This is a genomic window from Dialister histaminiformans, assembly GCF_900103425.1.
Taxonomy (GTDB): Bacteria; Bacillota; Negativicutes; order Veillonellales; family Dialisteraceae; genus Allisonella; species Allisonella histaminiformans.
The window spans coordinates 43056-59767 of record NZ_FMXA01000013.1 but is presented as its reverse complement, the minus strand read 5'-3'; the positions used below and the strand labels follow the sequence as shown (position 1 = coordinate 59767).

At 46.6% G+C, this 16712-nt stretch carries 12 protein-coding genes; all 12 read left to right on the top strand.

All coding sequences use genetic code 11. The features are described from left to right. Positions 1 to 604 precede the first annotated feature (604 nt). Positions 605 to 1231, top strand: coding sequence for a DUF47 domain-containing protein (locus BLQ79_RS05725; RefSeq protein ID WP_091364709.1), 627 nt, complete (start codon positions 605 to 607; stop codon positions 1229 to 1231). Continuing rightward, entirely contained in the window at positions 1224 to 2219 is a 996-nt protein-coding gene (locus BLQ79_RS05720) for an inorganic phosphate transporter (protein ID WP_091364707.1), read from the top strand. Before BLQ79_RS05725 ends, BLQ79_RS05720 begins: the two co-directional genes overlap by 8 nt. A gap of 169 nt (positions 2220 to 2388) precedes the next feature. Further along, complete coding sequence (gene ylqF, locus BLQ79_RS05715) at positions 2389 to 3255, top strand: ribosome biogenesis GTPase YlqF (protein ID WP_091364705.1); 867 nt, start codon at positions 2389 to 2391, stop codon at positions 3253 to 3255. Beyond that, positions 3242 to 4015 (top strand): ribonuclease HII, encoded by a 774-nt coding sequence (locus BLQ79_RS05710; protein ID WP_091364703.1) that lies wholly within the window; start codon positions 3242 to 3244, stop codon positions 4013 to 4015. Before ylqF ends, BLQ79_RS05710 begins: the two co-directional genes overlap by 14 nt. A gap of 226 nt (positions 4016 to 4241) precedes the next feature. Next, entirely contained in the window at positions 4242 to 4601 is a 360-nt protein-coding gene (locus tag BLQ79_RS05705) for a YraN family protein (protein WP_091364701.1), read from the top strand. Positions 4602 to 4618: 17 nt separating this feature from the next. After that, positions 4619 to 6133, top strand: coding sequence for a YifB family Mg chelatase-like AAA ATPase (locus BLQ79_RS05700; RefSeq protein WP_091364699.1), 1515 nt, complete (start codon positions 4619 to 4621; stop codon positions 6131 to 6133). A gap of 2 nt (positions 6134 to 6135) precedes the next feature. Then, the gene (gene dprA, locus BLQ79_RS05695; RefSeq protein ID WP_091364697.1) at positions 6136 to 7212 is read left to right on the top strand and encodes a DNA-processing protein DprA; all 1077 of its coding nucleotides are present in this window, start codon (positions 6136 to 6138) and stop codon (positions 7210 to 7212) included. A 726-nt stretch (positions 7213 to 7938) separates the two neighbouring features. Continuing rightward, positions 7939 to 10281, top strand: a complete 2343-nt coding sequence (gene topA, locus BLQ79_RS05690) for a type I DNA topoisomerase (protein ID WP_456151362.1) — start codon at positions 7939 to 7941, stop codon at positions 10279 to 10281. Positions 10282 to 10299: 18 nt separating this feature from the next. Next, positions 10300 to 11625 (top strand): methylenetetrahydrofolate--tRNA-(uracil(54)-C(5))-methyltransferase (FADH(2)-oxidizing) TrmFO, encoded by a 1326-nt coding sequence (gene trmFO, locus BLQ79_RS05685; RefSeq protein ID WP_091364693.1) that lies wholly within the window; start codon positions 10300 to 10302, stop codon positions 11623 to 11625. 326 nt (positions 11626 to 11951) lie between these two features. Continuing rightward, entirely contained in the window at positions 11952 to 13379 is a 1428-nt protein-coding gene (locus BLQ79_RS05680) for an APC family permease (protein ID WP_234944940.1), read from the top strand. Positions 13380 to 13496: 117 nt separating this feature from the next. Then, entirely contained in the window at positions 13497 to 15296 is a 1800-nt protein-coding gene (gene lepA, locus BLQ79_RS05675; protein ID WP_091364691.1) for a translation elongation factor 4, read from the top strand. Next, positions 15286 to 16428, top strand: coding sequence for a radical SAM family heme chaperone HemW (gene hemW, locus BLQ79_RS05670; protein ID WP_091364689.1), 1143 nt, complete (start codon positions 15286 to 15288; stop codon positions 16426 to 16428). Before lepA ends, hemW begins: the two co-directional genes overlap by 11 nt. Positions 16429 to 16712 lie beyond the last annotated feature (284 nt).

The window sequence follows — 16712 nt, the reverse complement described above, 5'->3', positions numbered from 1 at the left end:
CTTTTTCCTTTAGAGACATCAATACCTACGCTAATCATAGCGCACCTCCTGATAATTTAAATAAAAGTAATTGTTCCAGCCACACTTATTATCATTCAGTTTAGTTCGTTACACGGGAGCAAATCCCAACCTGCTTAATCGAATATTTATAACAAGGGGCGGGTTGACAGTTTGTCGTACGGATGCGAAATCCAATGGCTTTTCGTCATACCAATTACTCCCCTAATTATAAATAAATAAGTGCAGCTGATGAAGATGATCATTCTCCAACAACTACACTTTTATGGTACTAAAATGGCTTTACAGAAATAAAAAAAGAATGTCTCATTTCATATGGACAGAGGCTATATCTTTTGATATGGTCCGGCAATCTATCCACAGAAGTTAAAAAGTACGATTTTATCAGTAAATACAGCGATTTTCGGCAATCGGGCCATGAGTATGGGGTGACAGTAAGCATGGATTGGCAGTGAGGGTTGTTTATAACATGGAACCGGAAGGAGATTTATGTAAATTATTTTGTAATAATTTACATAAACTTTACACAACTATCATAAGATGAATAGAAGAGTTGTATATACATTTCATGTGGGGAGGATTTCACATGTTCAGCCTGGTCAACAAGCATGAAGAATTTTTTGATTATCTTGTTTCCAATGCCCGAAATTTTCATAAGAGCGTATTACTGGCAAAAGAAGTGCTTCAGGACATTTCAACATTAGAAAGAAATGGCAGAGAAGCCACAAAGCTGGAACACGCAGGCAATAAACTGACAATAGATATTGTGGCACGTATGAAAAAAGTGTTTATCACTCCGATTGACAGGGAGGATTTCTACGCATTAACCAGAAGACTGGATGATTGTGTGGACGATATGAAGGATGTGGTATTAAGTCTTCGCATTTACCATGCAAACAATACCTGGTCAGAACCTCTGAAAATGGTTAATATCCTTGAAAAGATGTCTGGGGAAATGATTGAACTGATGCGTCTGCTTAAGGATATTGATAAGAATGAGAAAGAAATTGCTGCTCATGCAAGACAGTTGAATAAGCTTGAAAGTGAAGCCGATGTCATTTATCGAGGTGCTATTTCTGAATTGTTTGACGGTACCCATGAGATTATAGATATCATCCGATGGAAGGAAATTATGGGAGGCCTGGAAGATACTGCCAACCAGGCGGAAAATGTGGGCAATCTGGTTAAAGAAGTGGTAATGAAATATGCCTGAATATTATCTCATCATCATTCTGATCATCCTGGCTCTTTCGTTTGATTTTATAAACGGATTCCATGATACGGCTAATGCTATTGCTACCTGTGTTGCTACACGTGCACTGAATCCAAAAGTGGCAATCATTATGTCTGCTGTTTTAAATTTTGTGGGGGCTATGGTTTCCACCGGTGTAGCCAAAACTATCGGTGGAGACATTGTGACATCGCCTTCCATGGTTGATTCGGTAGTGCTGATTGCGGCTATTGCAGCGGCTATCTTCTGGAATCTGCTCACCTGGAAGGTCGGTCTGCCGTCCAGTTCCTCACATGCCCTCATAGGAGGTATCTGCGGGGCAGTTATTATCTCTTATGGGATAGGGGCTATTAATGGAGACGGGATTCTGACCATTGTAAGCGGCCTTGTACTCTCTCCGGTAGTAGCGATGTTCTGCGGCTATATTATAATGACTTTGTTCTATATTATTCTGCGGAATTTCAGCAAAGGTCAGGTCAACAATGTAGCCAAAAGGATTCAGGTGCTGTCTGCTGCGTTGATGGCATTTTCTCATGGCTCCAACGATGCACAGAAGTCTATGGGCATCATTACTCTGGCCTTGCTGTCCGGTGGGTTCATCGGAGCACTGGAAGTCCCGGTGTACGTTAAAGTTGCCTGCGCACTGGCTATGAGTGCTGGCACCAGCGTAGGGGGATGGAACATCATCCGCACCGTGGGAAATAAAATTTTCCGTATGCAGCCGGTCAATGGTCTTGCAGCCGATTTAAATTCTGCAATGACTATCTTTACTGCTACGATGCTGCACCTCCCGGTATCTACAACCCATGTAGTCTCAGGCTCTATCATGGGGGTTGGCTGGGCAACCCGGTTCCGCGCTGTGCACTGGAGCGTAGCCTACCAGATGGTATTTGCATGGATTCTGACCATCCCATGTACCGCTGCTGTAGGGGCCATTGTATATCTGCTCCTCTATCATATGGGGTTATGATTACAGAATTCTGAATATTGAGTATCCGCCTTTTCCTGAAAGGGCGGATATTTTTATGACTGGTTTGCGGAGGCAGGGGCCTGTCTTGTGTCCCTTATGAAATGAGAGGCCGGATAAATGGGCTCCGTGCGTATGGTATGATAAAGAAAAACGAATTTTGGAGGTTATTATGCTTATTCAATGGTTTCCCGGTCACATGGCCAAAACGAAACGGCTGATTATTGAACACCTGAAAATGGTGGATGTTGCAGTGGAACTGCTGGATGCCCGCATTCCTGTTTCCAGTGCTAACCCTATGGTTGAACAGCTTATTCAGGGGAAAAATCATCTGGTTATTCTGAACAAGGCCGATCTGGCCGATCCGGAAGTTACCGAGCAGTGGGTATCCTTTTATAAGGGAAAGGGTATCCGTGTGATTCCGGTAAGCAGTACCAGTAATAAGGACAGGAAAAAATTACTGGCAGCGATTAAGGAGACCGCGGCTCCGGCACTGGAAAAATGGAAGCGCAGAGGAATCCGCAACCGCTCAGCCAGAATCATGATTCTGGGGATACCGAATGTAGGTAAGTCGACGCTGATTAACCGTCTGGCTGGCACAGCGGCAACCCGCACAGCGAATACTCCCGGACATACCCGGGGAAAACAGTGGGTACGTCTGGCCCAGGGGCTGGACCTGCTGGATACACCAGGAGTTTTGTGGCCTAAATTTGACGACCAGGTGGCAGCCCTTCGCCTTGCGGCTACAGGGGCCATCGCAGGTGATGTGTTTGACTCCTTTGAGGTAGTCTCTGCGCTTTTAAAGGATTTGAGTGTTCGTTCTCCTGAAGTACTGAAGGAAAAATACGGCATTGATGATCCGGAGGAAGATACTCTACTGATGATTGAAAAGGTTGGAAGACGCAGAGGCAGCCTTCTGCAGGGCGGAGCTGTGGATACGGCAAGGGCGCAGCAGGCGGTATTAAGTGATTTCCGGAGCGGAAAACTTGGACGAATCACTCTGGACGGTGTTCCTGGAGATTATTATGAAAATCAGTGAAATCAAAGATATACTTGCGCAGGAAGAGGTATCAGAAGAGAGGCTCGCTGAATTTATGTCAGATGAGCGCAAAGGGGTACAGAAGCTGGTTCAGTCCTATATGAAACGGCTGGAAAAGGATACGAAAGAACATCTTCGGGTAGAAGCCCTGTATGATACAGAAAACAGATTCTATCAGAAGAATATATATGCGGTAGCCGGAGTGGATGAAGTGGGACGTGGTCCTCTGGCGGGACCGGTTACCGTAGCGGCGGTGATTTTGCCTCCCCATTGGTTCTGCCGGGGGTTGAATGACTCAAAAAAGGTAACTCCGCAACACAGAGAGGAAATCGCTGAAAAAATTAAAAAGGAAGCGGTAGCGTATTCCATAGTCAGCCTTCCTCCGGAAGAAATTGACGCATTAAATATCTATGGCGCCACATTGACGGCCATGTATCGGGCGATAGAAACCCTTAAAGTAAAGGCAGAGGCGGTTATCGTAGATGCCATGCCGCTGCATTTACCGATTCCGGTGGAATCGATGATTCATGGGGATGCCAGAAGCGCATCTGTTGCGGCGGCGTCCATTATTGCCAAGGTGCACAGGGATCATATTATGGATCAGTATGATAAGGAATATCCAGGATATGGATTTGCCAGCAATAAGGGGTATGGTACGGCAGAGCATATAGAAGCCATTCATCGTCTGGGAATTACTCCGATTCACAGAAAGAGTTTTGAACCGGTAAAAAGTATGGTTATGAAGTCGTTAGTTGAATAAGAATTAAAAATGGGATGTGAAAAATGATAAATTATTTTTTCACATCCCATTTTATGATACACGGAAAAGCCGGATATTTTCTGAAAATCTCCCCTGAATAATGTATAAAATATGCAACATATGAAATTAAAATAAAAAAATTATATACAGCACTTGATTTTTTGTATATAAAAATGTAATAATATACAAGTAACATACTTATTGATGGAAGCATGGGAGGGGGATAATGGGAACTACCAGCTCAGGGAGAAAGGGAGAACAGCTGGCAGCGTCGTATCTTAAGCGCAAAGGGTATGCGGTTATTGCAAATAATTACAGACGAACCCATGGGGAAGTGGATATTATTGCAAAAGATGGAGAGACACTGGTCTTTGTTGAGGTGAAATCCAGAAAGAACAGGGCCTTTGGCAATCCCATGGATGCAGTAAATCCGGTAAAGCAGAAACGGCTTCAGTTTATGGCCCGGCAGTATATGGCGGAACGGGAGCTGTGTCATGTGAATGTGCGGTTTGATATCGTTGAAATCTTATGGGGAGATACGGCGAAACAGGCAGTGAAGATTCATCACGTGAAAAATGCATTTTGATTAATCAGAGGGGACATATGTTTTCACAGGTATCAGGGGCAACCACGTTGGGGATTAACGGGCATGTGATTACGGTGGAAGTGGATATTTCCAGAGGGGTCACGGGTTTTAACATCGTAGGACTGGCAGCGGCGTCGGTAAGGGAGGCCAAGGAACGGGTTCGTGCAGCGATTCAGAATTCCGGGTACCAGTTTCCACTGGGAAAGGTAACAGTGAACCTGGCACCGGCTGATTTGAAGAAGGATGGTTCTGGTCTGGATCTGCCTATAGCTATAGGACTTCTGGCAGCGAGTGGACAGATTTCAGGGCAATGTCTGCAGGGACGGATTTTTATAGGTGAACTTTCCTTACAGGGGCGTATACGGCCGGTTCCCGGGGTATTATCCATGGTACTGGCGGCACGGCAGGCAGGATTTTCCATATTCATTATGGCGCCCAGCAGTGCACCGGAAGCCCTGCTGTGTGAACAAATCCAGGTATTTGCACCACAGACACTGCGTGAACTGGTGGAGGCGATGCTGGAACACGCTGCATTGCATCCGGAGATAAGACGGGAAGAAAAGAAGTCCGTGACTTATGCGGTTGATTTTTCTGAAGTACAGGGACAGCAGCTGGCCAAGCGGGCCATGGAAATTGCTGCGGCAGGGGCTCATAACCTGCTGATGATAGGTCCTCCCGGGTCCGGGAAGACCATGCTGGCCCGCCGTATTACCACCATACTTCCGCCGATGAACCGGGAAGAAGCGCTGGAAGTAACTAAGATTTACAGTGTGGCTGGTCTGTTTAAGGCTGAACATATCATACGGGAAAGACCATTCAGGAGTCCGCATCATACCATATCCATGGCTGGTCTCACGGGAGGCGGCTCCATACCCAGACCGGGAGAAGTTACGCTGGCTCATTACGGAGTACTTTTTCTCGATGAGTTGCCGGAGTTTCCCCGTTCGGTTCTTGAAGGGCTCAGGCAGCCAATGGAAGATGGGGAAGTACATATAGCCAGAGTGAATGCGGCATTTACCTATCCGGCGGATTTTATGCTGGTAGCAGCGATGAATCCATGCCCCTGCGGATATCTGGGAGATCCGGATCATGCCTGCAGCTGTACGGACGGGGAAATCCGAAGATATGCAAGAAAGATTTCCGGCCCGCTTCTGGATCGTATAGATTTGCACGTATCTGTGGCCAGACCTCGTTATCAGGAGCTGACTTCACAGAAAAAGGGAGAGACATCTCGGGAAATTGCGGCCCGGGTAGCGGCAGCCAGGAAGATACAGCGTGAACGGTTGCGAAAATGGCACATGCAGAATAATGCACAGATGGGGCATCGGCAAATCAAAGAGACCTGTATTTTGCAGGAGAAAGGTAAAAAAATTCTGAAAGATATCTTTGATAAGCTGCATCTCTCAGCGCGAAGTTATGATCGAATCATTAAGGTTTCCCGCACAATCGCGGACCTGGAAGGAGCTGAACAGATAGAACCTGAACATATTATAGAGGCAATCAGTTATCGCAGTCGTGTAACAAGGAGATAATAATGGATTATTTTGCGGCTGCACTTACTGGTGTACCCGGGGTGGGAGCAAGACGATTGCGTGCACTTCTTACCTGTTTTCAGTCGGCTGAACAAGTCTGGCGGGCAACAGAAAAAGAGCTGTACGCATCACATACCCTGCCGGAATCGGTGATACAGAAGTTAATCTCTTACCGGAGAAAGACGGACATAGCAAAGATTCAGGAGGATATGAGGAGGGTAGGGGTACAGTGCGTAACCTGTTTTGAAAGCAATTATCCAATGTTACTTGGTCAGACGAACAATCCACCGGCAGTTCTTTTTTATAAGGGAAATCTGCCGGAGGGGAACCGGATAGTTTCCATTGTTGGCTCACGAAAGGCAACACCTTATGGAGTGAATGTGTCATACCAGCTGGCAAAAGAGCTTGCTGCGCATGGGGTAACCATTGTGTCGGGAGGCGCCAGGGGGATTGATACGGAAGCTCATAAGGGGGCGCTGGCCAGTGGTGGAGCTACCATAGTGGTGGCGGCATCTGGTTTGGATTACGTGTATCCACAGGAAAACAGAAAGCTGTTTAAAGCGGTCTGTGAACATGGTGGTGCCGTGGTGTCTGAGTATCCGCTGGGGGTGCGCCCCTGCGGACGGCAGTTCCCTGCAAGAAATCGCATCATTGCCGGAATGAGTTGTGGCGTCGTTGTAGTAGAGGCGGCGGAAAGAAGCGGCTCACTGATAACTTCTGATTTTGCGTTAGAAGAAGGACGTGATGTATTCGCTGTTCCGGGAAGCATATTCTCATCTCTGAGTAAGGGGACAAACCGGCTTTTGCGAAAGGGAGCTATATGTATAACATGTTCGATGGAAATACTGCAGGAATATAACTGGGGAATAACAGAAATACCACAGCCCGGTCATGCCGATGTGCTTGAGCCGGATGAAGAGTGGGTGTATCGTTTTTGCAGTACCGGCAGTATGGTGACGGAGGAAGAAATTCTGGAGCAATCTGGGTTTTCAATCCCACGTTTGAAACTGCTGCTGGTTAAATTGCAATGTAAAGGGAAGATAAGAGAAGTGAGGAACGGGGTTTTTGTGGCGATATGAATTTCCGGGCCTCATGAGAGAGGATATGTGAGGGGTCGACGGATAATATATTGTTTGATGTGCCAATATACCGTCAGGGGGACCCAGGGGGCACAATCCGTCTTATCAGGGGATAACAGGATACGCATGCATAGGAAGAAGGCCATTTTACATGGTCTTCTTTTTATTTTGAACAGCACGGGCATATAGTATGAGGACGCTTAGTTCAATGAAGCACGCTGATGCAAATGGTGCAACCGATGATTTAATGGCAGGGGGAGAATTTACGGAGGGGAGTTTCCTGCAAGAGGGGCAGGAGGAAGTATGATATATGCGTTGGACATAAAGATGAAGTACAGAAGCAAAACAGGGAAGAAGAAAATGAAAAGCTGAATATACTGATATAATCGGCTCTGGTGAGGGACATATGATATAATGATTGTGTTCTTGCCTAAGCCTGCATGCATCTGTTATTGTGGATGCCATGCGGGCTTGCTTCATACAGACAAAATGAAATGGAAATTAAAAGCATCAGGATGAATCAGGAAAACAGAGCGTATGATTCATAGCATGTGACTCATGAATCTGCTTTGTGAGCCAAAAGCCGGGTTATGAACTGTTTTCCGGCAGGAAGGATACCGGATCAGTTTTGTTTTTCAAAAATTGACGTCCTGTTGTACAATAGAATTCATTATTACCGATACCGATATATCATGTCACAGGCATTTCTTATTGAGTAAGAGGGGGATGGACGTGTCTATCAAAAGAACAATTACCATTGGAACAAAGAAAAAGAGCCGAACCAGAAAAGCAAAAGTAGCAGATCCGGTTTTTAAAAGGAAACCGACTGCGGGTGGAAAACATCTGGTCGTCGTGGAATCTCCGGCAAAGGCTAAGACTATAGAAAAAATTCTCGGATCGAATTATAAGGTGCTGGCCTCTATGGGGCACCTTCGGGATTTACCGGCCAGCTCACTGGGAGTAGATATTGAAAATCAGTTTAAACCGGAATATGTAAATTCCAAAGATAAGGCGGATGTTATTCATGCTTTGCAGAAGGAAGCCAACAAGTGTTCCGATGTCATGCTGGCAACGGACCCTGATCGTGAAGGGGAGGCAATTTCCTGGCACTTATCCAAACTGCTGGATGTGAATCCGGAGGATAATGTCCGTATTGCCTTTCATGAAATTACGCCGCCGGCTATTAAGGAAGCCATCAAGCATCCAGGACCGGTAGATATGCACAGGGTGGATGCACAGCAGGCAAGGCGTGTGCTGGACCGTCTGGTAGGCTATAAGCTGTCTCCCTGGCTGTGGAGGCAGTTGTATAAAGGACTTTCTGCCGGTCGTGTGCAGTCCGTGGCTGTGCGGATTATCTGTGAACGAGAACAGGAAATACGTGCTTTTGTTCCTGAAGAATACTGGTTTGTAAACGCAAAATTCAAGACGCTGAAGGGCGAAGTGTTCTCTGCCCAGTATCTGGATGATAAGGGGAAGCAGGCTCGTCTTGCCAACAAGGAGGAAGCGGATGCAGCGCTGGCTCTCATTCAGGGGAAAGAGGCAGAAGTTGTTTCTGTTACCAAGAGAAAACAGCAGAGAAGGGCACGTGCTCCGTATACTACATCCACGATGCAGCAGGATGCAGTAAACCGTTTGGGCTTCAGCTCAAAGAAGACTATGATGCTGGCACAGATGCTGTATGAAGGTATTGAACTGGCTGGTCATGGACATGTTGGGCTTATCACCTATATGCGTACAGATTCCACACGTATTTCCCAGGAAATGATAAAGCAGGTCCTTCCATACATTGAGAGTGTTTACGGAAGGGAATATGTACCGGAAACGCCGAATATTTATCATAAGGCCAAAGATGCTCAGGATGCCCATGAAGCTATTCGCCCGACATCGCTTGCATTTTCTCCGGATGTGGTGGCTTCTTCGCTGAGCAGAGATCAGCTTAAACTGTACACATTGATCTGGAACCGCTTTATTGCCAGCCAGATGGCACCACAGATTCTTCAGAATACTACAGCGGTACTGTCCTGTGGGGATGCCCGGCTGCGCGCCAGTGGATCTCATGTGGTTTTTGATGGTTTTACCACCGTTATGAAAGCCGCATCCCGTAAAAAGGCAGAAGGGGAAACTGAAAAATATCTGCCACCGCTGGAAAAGGGAGAAACCGTATTTCCTATATCCAGTGAAGGGGAACAGCACTTTACTACACCTCCGCCAAGATTCACGGAAGCCAGCCTCATCAAGACGCTGGAAGAAAAGGGGATTGGCCGTCCTTCTACCTATGCAGCTATTCTGGATGCTATCCAGAGAAGAAAGTATGTGGAAAAGGATGGGAAGCAGTTTATTCCGACAGAAATTGGATTCAAGGTAACTGAACTGCTGAAGAAATACTTTGGTCGTATTGTGGATATCGGCTTTACTGCCGATATGGAACAATGGCTGGATAAGATTGCGGAAGGTGATGCTACATACCTTCAGGTACTCACCGACTTCTACGGTATTTTCAGCAAAGAGCTGGAAAAAGCTGATGCGCATGCGGAAGAAGAACGGAAGAACAATGAAGAGGTGTCTGACCAGGTATGTGAAAAGTGCGGTTCACCTATGATTATTAAGTTTGGTCGTTTTGGGAAATATCTGGCCTGCTCTAATTATCCGGCATGCCATAATACCAAATCACTTAATGTGAACAATCAGCCGGAAGAGAAATCGGATAAGCCGTGTGAAAAATGCGGGGCACTTATGGTGTACAAGAATGGACCGTATGGACGGTATCTCCATTGTCCGGAATGCGGAACCAACAAATCCATTGTTATTGACACGGGAATTACCTGTCCGAAATGTGGAAAGGGACATCTGGTAAAGAGAAAATCCCGCAGAGGACGTTATTTCTATGGCTGCAGCACCTACCCCGCATGTGATATGGCGCTTTGGAATGAGCCGGTGGATAAATTCTGCCCGGTTTGCGGCCATATTATGGTAAAACGAGTATATAAGAACGGGACGGAAAAAGTTTTCTGTTCCAATCAGGAATGTACAGAATATCCAAGAAGAAAGACAAAGAAAGCCAGTGAATAAAAGGAAAAGGAGTAAATAATGACCGAGAAAGTAATTGTGGTTGGTGCAGGGCTTGCAGGGAGCGAAGCGGCATGGCAGCTGGCGCAGAATGGCATTCCTGTCCGTCTGGTAGAAATGCGCCCGGTAAAGCAGACACCGGCACATCACACAGAGCTGTTTGCAGAGCTGGTGTGCAGTAATTCTCTCCGGGCAGCCGCCATAACCAATGCGGTAGGACTGCTTAAAGAAGAAATGAGACGGATGGATTCTGTGATTATGCGGGCAGCGGATACCCATCAGGTTCCGGCTGGCGGTGCGCTGGCTGTGGACAGAGAAGGATATGCCAGAGAAGTGACCCGCCTGGTTTCAGAGCATCCACTGGTTGAAGTGGTACACGAGGAACTGACAGAGATTCCCCGTGAAGGACTGGTAATCATTGCCACAGGGCCGCTGACAGAAGGAAAGCTGGGAGAAGACATCCAGCAGTTCTGTGGTGGAGAAGGATTCCATTTCTATGATGCGGCCGCTCCTATTGTTACAGAAGAATCCATGGATCTCTCCGTAGTATATAAGGCATCCCGATATGGCAAGGGGGAAGCTGCATATCTCAACTGCCCGATGAACGAAGAAGAATATCATGCGTTCAGAGAAGCGCTGATTCATGCGGAAACCGCAGAAGTGCATGGTTTTGAAAACGGAAAGGTTTTTGAAGGCTGCATGCCTATCGAAGTTATGGCAGCGCGCGGAGAAGATACCATGCGGTTTGGCCCGCTGAAGCCGGTAGGACTTCCACTTCCCGGGACCGATAAAGAACCTTATGCGGTTGTTCAGCTTCGCCAGGATAATGAAGAGGGGACACAGTACAATATTGTTGGATTCCAGACTCATTTGAAATGGGGAGAGCAGCGCCGGGTGTTTGGTATGATACCGGGGCTTAAGAATGCAGAATTTGTACGCTATGGGGTCATGCACAGAAATACCTATATCGATTCTCCGGATTTGCTGAATGCCACACTGGAAGCGCGAAAGCGTCAGGGGCTGTTCTTTGCCGGACAGATGACCGGTGTAGAAGGCTATGTGGAATCTGCAGCATCAGGAATTGTAGCGGCATGGAGTGTCATGGCCAGAATTCATGGGGTGGAACCTGAGGCATTTCCTAAAGAAACAGCTATGGGGGCCCTCATGTGGTATATCAGCCATTATGATGGAAAGAACTTCCAGCCCATGAATGTGAATTTCGGACTGATTCCTTCGCTGGCTAAACGGGTACCAAAGAAGGAAAAGAATCAGAAGCTGGCAGAAAGAGCACTGCATTCGCTGACACAGTTTATTGCAGATTACAGCGAATCCATTAAAAATGCATAACAGATTGCTGTAAAGTATGACAGTAAAAAGGACGGTTGAAGCAAACCGTCCTTTTTGCATGGTGGAGAAACCACAGATGCGAAAATTGAGGGTGCAAGTGACGAATAAAACGGCAAGCTGGCAAGGCAGGTGGCCTGAAGTCTGAAGAAAATTTTTTATGATTTTCGTGTCTCATGGTAATTCTTCTCCATGCTTTCAATTCCCTGCCCCTTTAATTCTCACACCTGTCTTTTCCGCATTGGTGGAAATACCTGCATATGAAAATAAATGGCCAAAATGATATGATGATATATAACAAAATTATAACAAGAAGGGGATGCATTGTAGTGGATAACGAGAAGGCACCAGCAGCAGGACAGGTGCACAAAACATTATCGAATCTTGATTATTTTAACGTTGGATTTGGCGCTATAGTAGGCATTGGCTGGATTCTGATGGTAGGGGATTGGGTCGTACTGGGAGGCGGGCCGCTGGCGGCTATGATTGCCTTTTTCCTGGGCGGGATAGCCCTTCTTCCTATTGCGGCCTGCTTTGGTGAACTGGCGACAGCCCTTCCGATTTCCGGGGGTATTGTTGAATATGTGGAACGCGCTTTTGGACAAAAGGCGTCTTTTCTGGCCGGATGGCTTCTGGCCTTTGGGGATGGCATAGTCTGTCCATGGGAAGCACTGGCCATTACCACAATAATGACGGAACTGGTTTCCGCTTACTGGCCATGGCTCCGTTCGGTCAAGCTGTATACTATTTTTGGATCGGATGTATATCTTTATCCGCTGCTGTTTGGTCTGGCCGCAGCAGGCTATGTTATTCTGCAGAATTTTCGCGGGGCGTCTTCTATGGCCAAACTGCAGAAATTCCTCACGAGGATGCTTTTCCTCGGGATGTTCATTGCTATGGTCATTTCCTTCTGGCGCGGAGGAACTTCCAATTTTTATCCGTTTTTCCAGTTCGTGCATGGACCGGCGTCTGAAACCGGCGGCAGGGATTTCTGCACGGCATTGATTTCCGTTCTTGTGCTTACACCTTATTTCTATACAGGGCTTGATACCATTCCGGATCAGGCAGAAGAAGCCAGACCGGATATCAACTGGAAGAATTATGGACGTGTGATTGGCCTTACGGTACTGGCATCGGCTGTTTTCTACTGTATCTGTATCTATTCGTTCAGCACGATTGTTCCGTGGACTGACTTTGCGTCACGCCCGATTCCGGCATTGTCCGTATTAAGGGATATTAACGGATATCTGGCTATATTCATGCTGATTATCGCTACCCTGAGCCCGCTGGGACCGATGAATTCACTGTTTTCTGCAACGTCCCGTATCATTCTGGCTATGGGAAGAAAAGGACAGCTTCCGGCTGCCTTTTCCAGGGTAGATAAGAGAGGGACACCTAAAGCGGCCAATATCCTGCTGGCGGTACTTACCATCATTGGTCCATTCCTTGGATATCATATGCTCCTTCCGCTGACGGAAATAGCAGGACTTGCCTTTATTCTCCCCTGTACTATGGTTGCGGCAGCCTGCCTTAAGTTCAGGACCATGTATCCGGATTTGAAGAGACCATACCATGTTCCAGGCGGTAAACTGGGAATATGGCTGGGTATCATAACCGGCAGTTTCCTCACCGGGCTGTTATTGATTCCGGCCAGCCCGGTATCCCTGGACTTAAGAGAGTGGATTATCCTTAGTGGATGGCTTCTTTTTGGCGTATATCTCTATCTTCGCAGAGACAGAAGCGTACAGAATCAATAAATCATGGGATAAGTACTGGTCACATGGCGTGAAATGCATTACAATTTAAATAGTTATTTATGGACATCGGCTGAAATAATAAATTCGGCCGATTTCCTTTGATGGAGAATATGAGTTATGGATACGGAACATATTAGAAACTTTTCAATTATCGCGCATATCGACCACGGAAAATCTACACTGGCCGACCGTCTGATTGAACTGACGGGCACAGTAAAGAAAAGAGATATGGAAGCTCAGATTCTGGATACCATGGATCTGGAACGTGAGCGTGGAATTACAATCAAGGAACAGTCGGCCCGTCTGATGTATAAGTACAAAGATGGAGATGTGTATGAACTGAATCTGATAGATACACCAGGGCATGTTGACTTTAACTATGAAGTATCCCGCAGCCTTTCTGCCTGTGAAGGGGCGATTCTGATTGTAGATGCTACCCAGGGGGTGCAGGCACAGACGCTGGCCAATGTATATCTGGCACTGGATAATAATCTGGAGATAATTCCGGTAATCAATAAGATAGATCTGCCGAGCGCAGATCCGGAACGTGTGAAAAAGGAAGTAGAAGATATCATCGGGCTGGATATGTCAGATGCTATCGAAGTCAGTGCTAAGACCGGCTTTGGGGTGGATAAGGTCCTTGAACGGATTGTAGAACAGATTCCGGCTCCGGAAGATAAGAGTAAAGAACCACTGCAGTGTCTGATTTTTGACTCCATTTTTGATTCTTATCAGGGGGCCATTGCCTACGTAAGAGTTGTAAGTGGTTCTGTGCGTCCTGGAATGGACATCCGTATGATGGCTTCTGGCAAGGTGTATAAGGTAACGGAAGTAGGATACTTTTCGCCGCTGCCTAAGGCTGATACGGAATTGCCCTGCGGGTCTGTAGGGTTTATCTGTGCAAGCATTAAGAATGTACATGACTGTGAAGTGGGAGATACCATTACTACCGCAGAAAACGGGGCGACGGAAGCCTTGCCGGGATACAGAAAGGCGTTGCCCATGGTATTCTGCGGGCTCTATCCTATCGACAGCAAGGATTATGATCAGCTGAAGGACGCACTGGAAAAACTGAGTCTTAATGATGCGGCTCTGGAATTTGAACCGGAAACGTCAACAGCGTTGGGATTCGGATTCCGATGCGGATTTTTGGGTCTGCTCCACATGGATGTGGTACAGGAACGCCTTGAACGTGAATATCATCTTAAACTTATTACTACGGCACCATCTGTTATTTATAAAGTGTACAGGACTGATGGGGAAGTGGTTATGGTAGATAATCCATCGGCATTGCCACCACAGAACAACATTGAACATATTGAGGAACCAATAGCTAAAGTGGATATTCTGGTGCCATCGGATATGGTGGGCGCTGTTATGGAACTGGCGCAGAACCGTCGCGGTGAATTTATTACCATGACTTATCTGGATACGACCCGCGTCACATTGACTTATCGAATTCCGCTGTCAGAAATTATCTTTGATTTCTTTGATAAACTTAAATCATCCACCAGAGGCTACGCATCACTGGACTATCAGCTGGATGGTTATCAGGATACGGATGCGGTCAAGCTGGATATTCTCCTGAACGGAGATCTTGTGGATGCGCTGTCTGTGATTGTTCACAGAAGTAATGCGGCATCGAGAGGGCGCTCCCTGGCACGGAAACTGAAGGACATTATTCCGAGACAGCAGTTTGAGGTACCGATTCAGGCAGCCATTGGCAGTAAGATTGTAGCCAGAGAAACAGTAAAGGCCTATCGCAAGGACGTGCTGGCTAAGTGCTATGGCGGGGATGTAAGCCGTAAGAAGAAACTTCTGGAAAAGCAGAAGGAAGGCAAGAAGCGTATGAAACAGGTAGGAAGTATCGAGATTCCACAGGAAGCGTTCATGGCGGTTCTTCAGAATGACGAATAATAAGACACTTGGACTTTATATCCATATTCCTTTCTGCCGGTCAAAATGTGGATACTGTGATTTTTATTCCTTGGCAGGGAATACCGATGAGCGGTATGTACAGGCCCTCTGCGAGGAAATAAGACTGAGAAGCCCGCAATTCAGAAACCGTATATGTGATTCTGTCTATTTTGGAGGGGGAACCCCTTCTATGCTTTCTCCGGAGTCTTTGTCGGTCATCATGGATACACTGCATCAGTGTTTTTCCATAGACAGACAGGCAGAAATTACGATGGAAATGAATCCGTGCGATATTACAGCGGATTACCTGTCCGCTGTAAAGGGGATGGGAATTAACCGGGTTTCCGCAGGAGTACAGACGAATAATGACACGCTGCTCTCTTTTCTGGGGCGGAGACATACGGCCAGTGAGGCAGCGGCGGCCATTCGCCGTGCTTATCGGGCAGGAATTCATAATATCAGTCTGGATCTGATGTATGAACTCCCTGGGCAGACAGTAAAGGATTTTGAAAAATCATTGCTCTGGGCTGTGCATCTCCCGGTCAATCATATGTCAGTATATAGTCTGATTATTGAAGAAGGAACACGTTTTGGACAGCTTATGAGAAAAGGTCTGCTGCAGCGTCCGAATGAACTGGAAAGCTGGCAGATGTATCAGGCCATGTGCAGAATTCTTCCTCATTACGGACTGGAAAGATATGAAATTTCCAGCTTTGCCAGAAAGGGATATCGTTCCCGGCATAATATGAAATACTGGCGTCTTGACGACTATCTGGGGCTGGGGCCGGCCGCCTGTTCGCGCATTGGACATATGCGTTTTGAAGATGTTCCCGGAATAAGGCAATATATACGTGCTTTGCTTTCAGGGAAGCTTCCGCCGGAAGAAAAGACAGAGCTTTCCATCTATGAAGAAATTGAAGAATATTGCTTTATGCATCTTCGCATGCGGGAAGGATTCAGCCGGAAGGCTTTTGAGGAAAGGTACGGAAATCCGCTGGAAACTTATTATAAGGATACAGTGGAAGTACTGAAAAGACAGAAGCTGCTCAGGGAAGATGAGGGAATGATCCATATGACACCCCATGGGGCAGCTATAGGGAATTATGTGTTCGAACAGTTCTTACTCACCTGAGATAATCCGGGAGTAATCTGATACGGAGAAAAATAATATATTCCATCTGGATATCCTTGCGGGGAGATCTTACAGACAGGGGAAGATTAATGTTTGAGGGGAATGGTTTCAAAAGACATTAAAAATCGCCAGCTCATTGTGGGCTGGCGATTTTTAATGTTCTTTATAAAGCAGAAGAAAAAGGCAGCAAAAAAAGGAGATGCAACGCATCTCCTTTGATTTGGTGGATCATCAAGGATTCGAACCTCAGACACCCTGATTAAGAGTCAGGTGCTCTAACCAGC

Excerpts from the sequence above, each read along its gene's own strand:
- lepA (WP_091364691.1), top strand. The coding sequence starts at position 13,497 with ATGGATACGGAACATATTAGAAACTTTTCAATTATCGCGCATATCGAC.
- BLQ79_RS05705 (WP_091364701.1), top strand. The coding sequence starts at position 4,242 with ATGGGAACTACCAGCTCAGGGAGAAAGGGAGAACAGCTGGCAGCGTCG.
- hemW (WP_091364689.1), top strand. The coding sequence starts at position 15,286 with ATGACGAATAATAAGACACTTGGACTTTATATCCATATTCCTTTCTGC.
- topA (WP_456151362.1), top strand. The coding sequence starts at position 7,939 with ATGGACGTGTCTATCAAAAGAACAATTACCATTGGAACAAAGAAAAAG.
- BLQ79_RS05725 (WP_091364709.1), top strand. The coding sequence starts at position 605 with ATGTTCAGCCTGGTCAACAAGCATGAAGAATTTTTTGATTATCTTGTT.
- trmFO (WP_091364693.1), top strand. The coding sequence starts at position 10,300 with ATGACCGAGAAAGTAATTGTGGTTGGTGCAGGGCTTGCAGGGAGCGAA.
- ylqF (WP_091364705.1), top strand. The coding sequence starts at position 2,389 with ATGCTTATTCAATGGTTTCCCGGTCACATGGCCAAAACGAAACGGCTG.
- dprA (WP_091364697.1), top strand. The coding sequence starts at position 6,136 with ATGGATTATTTTGCGGCTGCACTTACTGGTGTACCCGGGGTGGGAGCA.
- BLQ79_RS05700 (WP_091364699.1), top strand. The coding sequence starts at position 4,619 with ATGTTTTCACAGGTATCAGGGGCAACCACGTTGGGGATTAACGGGCAT.
- BLQ79_RS05710 (WP_091364703.1), top strand. The coding sequence starts at position 3,242 with ATGAAAATCAGTGAAATCAAAGATATACTTGCGCAGGAAGAGGTATCA.
- BLQ79_RS05720 (WP_091364707.1), top strand. The coding sequence starts at position 1,224 with ATGCCTGAATATTATCTCATCATCATTCTGATCATCCTGGCTCTTTCG.